Annotated in this window: 8 protein-coding genes and 2 pseudogenes; all 10 read right to left on the bottom strand. The window is 38.3% G+C overall.

Annotated features, from left to right (window positions below; all coding sequences use genetic code 11):
- Nucleotides 1-28 precede the first annotated feature (28 nt).
- Nucleotides 29-550, bottom strand: a complete 522-nt coding sequence (locus tag EKN83_RS19980) for an SMI1/KNR4 family protein (RefSeq protein WP_126801563.1) — start codon at nt 548-550, stop codon at nt 29-31.
- Nucleotides 551-673: 123 nt separating this feature from the next.
- On the bottom strand, nt 674-1,204 hold the full coding sequence (locus tag EKN83_RS19985; protein ID WP_126801564.1) for an SMI1/KNR4 family protein: 531 nt from the start codon (nt 1,202-1,204) through the stop codon (nt 674-676).
- Between the two features lie 86 nt (nt 1,205-1,290).
- Nucleotides 1,291-1,635 carry a hypothetical protein gene (locus tag EKN83_RS19990; protein WP_126801565.1) on the bottom strand — a complete coding sequence of 115 codons (345 nt, stop codon included), beginning with the start codon at nt 1,633-1,635 and terminating at the stop codon, nt 1,291-1,293.
- A gap of 21 nt (nt 1,636-1,656) precedes the next feature.
- On the bottom strand, nt 1,657-1,878 hold the full coding sequence (locus EKN83_RS23380; RefSeq protein ID WP_185857689.1) for a hypothetical protein: 222 nt from the start codon (nt 1,876-1,878) through the stop codon (nt 1,657-1,659).
- A gap of 385 nt (nt 1,879-2,263) precedes the next feature.
- On the bottom strand, nt 2,264-2,566 hold the full coding sequence (locus tag EKN83_RS20000; RefSeq protein ID WP_126801566.1) for a hypothetical protein: 303 nt from the start codon (nt 2,564-2,566) through the stop codon (nt 2,264-2,266).
- A gap of 427 nt (nt 2,567-2,993) precedes the next feature.
- Nucleotides 2,994-3,371: a hypothetical protein gene (locus EKN83_RS20005; RefSeq protein WP_072051501.1), complete on the bottom strand. Its 378-nt coding sequence runs from the start codon at nt 3,369-3,371 to the stop codon at nt 2,994-2,996.
- Between the two features lie 339 nt (nt 3,372-3,710).
- Nucleotides 3,711-3,863: pseudogene (locus EKN83_RS23705) on the bottom strand (RHS repeat-associated core domain-containing protein); the annotation flags it as partial.
- A 299-nt stretch (nt 3,864-4,162) separates the two neighbouring features.
- Nucleotides 4,163-4,629 (bottom strand): annotated as a pseudogene (locus tag EKN83_RS20020) (RHS repeat-associated core domain-containing protein); the annotation flags it as partial.
- Nucleotides 4,630-4,789: 160 nt separating this feature from the next.
- Entirely contained in the window at nt 4,790-5,110 is a 321-nt protein-coding gene (locus tag EKN83_RS20025) for a hypothetical protein (protein ID WP_260591320.1), read from the bottom strand.
- Between the two features lie 70 nt (nt 5,111-5,180).
- The coding region (locus EKN83_RS20030; RefSeq protein ID WP_185857690.1) for an RHS repeat-associated core domain-containing protein at nt 5,181-6,000 on the bottom strand (820 nt) is incomplete at its 5' end.

The raw sequence follows: 6,000 nt of genomic DNA on the forward strand, positions 1-6,000 counted from the left end.
ATGAATTCTATGATTTTTAAAATAAAAATCATAGATCAACATTTACTTTCACTCCTGCATCAAGGGAAGACTCACAAATTCTCTCGTAAAATTCAGTAAAGCTATTACTAATTTTAAAGATATTGCCGCACTCATTTTTCTCAGCGATGTCAAACTTTTGGATATCATCCTCTGCATGTAGATGAGTTCTATCCCAATAATACACACCCTGGTTTTTACTTCCATTTAATATAAGATAAAAGTTACCTCCAGGATCACCGCCAATGATTAATTTATCATCAATAAAATCAAGTTCATTTAAAAAACACTCATTTTGGCGAAAAATGTCGTGATTAGGATTTTTCATATTTATTCCAAAAAGGGCATAAAAAGCGATAACCCCTTCATCTACACCTTCGTACTCCAGCTCACAAAAATCTGGAGGTTTTACAACAAAACCATTTTTCAACCTGAGGAATTCTTTATAATCTTCTGGCAAACCGACTTTAAATTTTCCCTCCAAATTTCTAAGTTCATCTTTTGTTTTGGGTTTACCGCATGAAATAGGCATAAGCTATCCTTAGTATATAACTCCTTGATGTTAGATAATCCACCTTAAAAAAACTACAATTAATTTTTACATACATAATTTATTGTAGTAATAAAGTCGGGAAAACTATCCCAACTTCTTATTTCAAATGCTTTCGAACTTGATAACAGGTGGAGGGAAATCATCAGGGAATGATTTACATCTAATTTTATTTTTTAATAATCCCTCAAGAAAATCAGTTAATCCGACATCAAAATACTCAACTTCTGGTAATCTTGCTGCAATAATAGCAACAGTCCATAACTCACTATTATCTTTAGAATTTACGGACCAGAATAGATAATCACCATTATCGGTAACTCCTAACGGAATCAACCCATTATCCTTGGGATACATTTGATAATTATAATAATCTTTATCTGACTCAATCAGATAATTAAGGTCTTCCAAAATAAATTTATACTGTTTAAAAAAATTGACATTTTCATTTTTACTAAATGGGTTAAAAATAACAATAAAGTCCGCAATACGACCTGAACCATACTCATTTATAAATTCAATATAATCAGAGGGGAAAGTTAAACCATCCTCAATCAGTGGCCATTTCATTCCGTTCCCCGAATCCGAAGGGGCTACAGGTGTTGCTAATATTGTAATCAGTTTATTTTTTGACATATTTACCCCCCCAAGAGGATTAAATTAAAAAACCAGTTAAACTCTATTTAATTAACTGGATTTTAAGATCATTTAAAACAGTTTACTTATAGAGGTAATTTATCAGGAGCCCAAACTGATCTTCCCCATTTTATATTACCATTCCTTAAAGTTTCCTTTATGAAATTTTCAAAATTGGAATTAAAATAGTCATCAGATTTTATCGTTATTTCAAGACTATAGTTTTCATCGCATAAAAATTCGCTTAGCCTATCTTCTTTATCTATAAGCGTTACAGTAAAACCATCACATTCAGCTTTAGCAATATAACGCCCCTCATCATCCTCGCAAACTAGTGTTCGTTCAAACACCTGCTCTAAATTTGTAAGCAGCTCTTTAAATGATATATTTTCAAGCAATACATAGCTTAACCATCGTTTATGTATACTCATTTTCTCCTACTTACAGCCGACTTAGCGCTGAACATCACCACGCCTTGCCATGTCGCTTAACTCATGGCTCTTAAAAATTCTGAAACCGAAAGGTTCTTCTCTTAAACCAAGTAGGGTAGAACGTAATTTACTATTTATAGACGCTTCTATTTCGCTCACTCCTACAATTTTCGATGCATCACGGCGTCTGTTAGTAAATACAGGTTCATTAGCTGAATAATCCGATTGAATAAAATAATCCACATCAAAATTGTTGAAGTTTATAGGTCTTGATATATTAGGATCGTGTGCTTTACTTATGCCGCTTGCTATACTTCCTCAGTAATCAATAGTTGCATTAGGGTCAATCACTTGTATTGCTGGTAAACGCTCACGAAGAACAGTATCAATTTGCTATTGAACGCTATTTAAATTTGTTAATCCTAACGGATCAATTCACCCCGACGGATTCGGCACATACTGATAAAGAATCACCTTTCCGTTAGCCCAATCGGATCCTGCTCAATAAACCACACAATCTGCGGCTCGTAGTAGAGGATAGATTATTAATTATATCTTTGTTTGTGGTTCAAGAAAGGATTATATCATATCAAAGCCGGACGAATCTCTCACCCGACCTTCATTCTTTTTAGCTTAAACAGTTTATTACTAGCGAGTCTAACTCTACCCATGCATCTTCTAATTTAAAAACCAAATCTGGTTTATTTTCCACTTTTTCAAAACTCGCATACGCATTTCTTATCATTTGAGGTATTGTATATAAATACAAAGCTAATTCTTTATCTATGGACTCATTATTTTTCAATAAGTTAGCAACCTCCTTTAAACTAGAAACCAAGTCATTATATTGTTCATCATTGAAAACCATATTAATTCTGACATTATTAACAAAGCCATTGTCAATTATTTTTTTCTTTACATCACATAACATAAATCACCTATTTAAATATTATGGCTTCGTGAGGAACCTCACCAAAAATCAATACTTCCTGATGCGCCGCAGCAGCATTTCGAGTAAACGGTGTTTGTAAATTCTCTGCTGATGCCTGGCTTCTGGTGGAGGAAATCCAAGAGTCACGCGAATGCGGAGCACCTGCAATATATTAGGCCGGTGTTATTTTATGCTAAGCTGTTGTACTTATTGTTTTTTATCCGCTCACATACTCTCGGGTTTCCAGGCGTCACCGCTCTTATGACAATATTACCATTACATAGCCCCCACGGAGCACCCCCCCAGCGGATTCAGTGCATACTGAAAAAGATTCCACCCTGCATTCAACCCAAGCGGATCCTGCACAATTAACTGCCCAACCTGTAGGTCTTAGTAGTGGTCCAGGTAAGTTCTTCTCAGTTTCAATCTACACTTCAAAAGGATACAATGAGATATTTTTTATGGCTGTTGAAAACGAAACAAATTTACTACCACCTGGGTAGTACTCAACATCTAAAAAAATGATCTGACCACCTAATGAAACAGTTAAAACCCCGTCACTCTCATAAGAGATGACCTGAGAAACAAATAACATTCCATCACCATCCACCTTGATTTCAGATGTCTCCTGACAAACATCATTAATATTCAAGCCCCATTTAAAAATGTCATCTACATCAAATTCGACATTATAACTACTACTTACTTCCGGTGGTTCATCACACCATACAGCCACTCCATTGCCTAAAGGTGAGGTGAACTCTACTTTATTTCCATCAAATTTTACTACTGTTATGTTTGTCATTTTAGTATCGGTACTCTCACAACAAGATTATCAACATTCATGACATTATTTGCAGGGTCTAATGTCCACGTTTCTTCATGGTAATGATGTTTAGTTGGTTTACTATTCATTTCATGGTTACCATAACGGATACTTCTCTTACCGTCAGCTGATACGATTCGGTCTGGGTCTGGTAATCCAGTTCTTGTATGGATATTTGTATGGGGCCGGGGCCAGGGAAATCATCCCAACGATTAAGGGCATCCTCTGGTTTAACTGGCTTAGGAGCATAAGTCTCATTGTGGTACCCCTGCCCTGGAGGATTAGGATTTTTTCCACCAGCATTAATTCTGTCTTGCATAATCCCAGCGGCTCAATCCACCCCAACGGATTCGGCGCATACTGATAAAGGTTCCAGCCGCCATTCAACCCAATAGGATCCTGCACAATAAACCGCCCGACCTGCGGGTCGTAGTAGCGGAACAGGTTATAGTGCAGCCCCGTTTTATCATCATACTGCTCTGAAGAGAGTTATATTTCTTATCGGACCAATAATCTATTGTATATTCATTCGAAAAATGTCAAATATATCCAGAAGCTCATCAAATGTTGAAAATTCATTTCGCTTATTTAGTTTGTACGAACCTGCATTTACATCCATTACTTCTGACATACAGCTAAAATCATCCCAAACCGTAAATCTTGCTATATAGTTTTCGTTTTCGAAATCTACCACTACACTATTGGATAATTCATTTTATTATGAGCAAGCATATAATCACCATGCTGAAATACCCATTTCTCAAATTTATTTAGCATCTTTTCCTAACTTTCCCATTAATCTTCCCACCTTTAATAGTGATATTTTGTGCTGTTGGCATTTCAGGAACTTCCAAGCCTTTGCGTTTAGCTAATCGCCCTTGAATAGAATCTGGCCCTACTATTTTTGCCCACCCTTCATTGGTTGGTACAAATGTTTTTTCCGGTACATCAAATTCAACATATATCGCACAATTCTTGGCCTGCTTACCAAAAGCATCTATATTAGCTGGGCAGGCAACATGAGTAGTTCCTGTTGAGCTTTGTATTACTTTCCTGTATTAGGCATCTGTTAATATTGCGATGGTCCCATCCAGCGACCAACAGTCGCAGTTAAGCCAAGAGGATCGATATAGTTTAACGGATTCGGCGCATACTGATAAAGGTTCCACCCGCCATTCAGCCCAATCGGATCCTGCATAATAAACCGCCCGACCTGTGGGTCGTAGTTGCGGAATAATGGACATACTGAATTATTGGATAGAACATGTATTAAATATTAAGAAGTCAGGAGAGCTGAATATCCTCCTGATATTTATTAATCAATGAATTAAATATTATTCATTTCAAAATCAATCGCAATAACCACCCAGTGAAAAATTTAAATATCCATCACTAGGTTAATTTTTACTGTTTTTCAACATCTCTAATATCTCTCCTTCACTTTTATCATAAGGAGGCTTCCATAAAGATAAATCGTTTTCTATCCATTCATCAAATTCCTCTGCAGATATTTTTGACTCTAGCTCCCGATAAAGATACTTTCTAGTTTTAGATAATTTGTCTAAAACATTGCATTGATTAAAAAAAAGCAAAAGGGCTGATGCTGTTCTATTTTCTTCAATAAACCCAGATCCGATCTTATCTATTACGATAACAATTTCCTCCATAGAGGTCAGGATCTCTTTTAATTCATCTATATTTTGTGTGTCTTTATTCATAATTTCAGCATCCCTTATTAAACTTAGTGGTCCTTTTATCTAGTATAACATCACCTTTAATTTTATATTCTTAGATACCTAAATCATTTTTCCTGAATTCTACACGACTTTCATCAATATCTAAGTCGATATAATTTCTAGCGTGATTTTGTTTTATATTAAATTTTTCTGCTGCAACAGCCATGCTTAAAGGCTTACCTTTGGCTCTTGTAGCAAAAACAGCATTCTGATCTGCAGCCTTGATTACCATACTGTTTTTTATTCCAGTAAACCCTTGATTACTTGTATAGTGCCTTAATCGAATGACATCTAGGCCCAATGGGTCAATCCAAATAAGCGGATTCGGCGCATACTGATAAAGGTTCCACCCGCCATTCAGCCCAATCGGATCCTGCACAATAAACCGCCCGACCTGCGGGTCGTAGTAGCGGAACAGGTTATAGTGCAGCCCCGTTTCCCCGTCAGCGTACTGCCCGGCATAGCGAAGCGGCTGGTGTGCCATTGCCGTGCGATTCACAAGCCGTGAGAACCCTTCGCTCTGGTGGCGTACCTCGCCAAAGCTGCCGTACTGGCCGCTCCAGCGTACCGCACCACGCTCGTCGGTCACTTCCAGCGGCGCGCCGTTCAGGTCGGTGTTGAACCAGTAAATCTCACCGCTGCTCTGGTCACGAAGGTGATCCACCCGGGCCAGCGGGCTCCAGGCTTCATTCGGGTCGTATACATACGTGCTGCACAGCCCGCTCTCCTGCTGCTCATGCTGCTCCTGCAGCAGGCGGTAGCCCTGCCACAGGAAGCGGGTGTCGGTGGTGCCGTGCGTCGGGGTGACGATTTTGCGCGTGCGGCGGCTCAGCGCGTCGTAGCGATAGCGCGCCTCAAAGCGCCCTTCCGGC

The organism is Enterobacter sp. WCHEn090032 (assembly GCF_003986875.1).
Lineage (GTDB): Bacteria > Pseudomonadota > Gammaproteobacteria > Enterobacterales > Enterobacteriaceae > Enterobacter > Enterobacter sichuanensis.

Coding starts and splice junctions, on each gene's coding strand:
- EKN83_RS19985 (WP_126801564.1), bottom strand. CDS start 1,204: ATGTCAAAAAATAAACTGATTACAATATTAGCAACACCTGTAGCCCCT.
- EKN83_RS19980 (WP_126801563.1), bottom strand. CDS start 550: ATGCCTATTTCATGCGGTAAACCCAAAACAAAAGATGAACTTAGAAAT.
- EKN83_RS20005 (WP_072051501.1), bottom strand. CDS start 3,371: ATGACAAACATAACAGTAGTAAAATTTGATGGAAATAAAGTAGAGTTC.
- EKN83_RS20025 (WP_260591320.1), bottom strand. CDS start 5,110: ATGAATAAAGACACACAAAATATAGATGAATTAAAAGAGATCCTGACC.
- EKN83_RS19990 (WP_126801565.1), bottom strand. CDS start 1,635: ATGAGTATACATAAACGATGGTTAAGCTATGTATTGCTTGAAAATATA.
- EKN83_RS20000 (WP_126801566.1), bottom strand. CDS start 2,566: ATGTTATGTGATGTAAAGAAAAAAATAATTGACAATGGCTTTGTTAAT.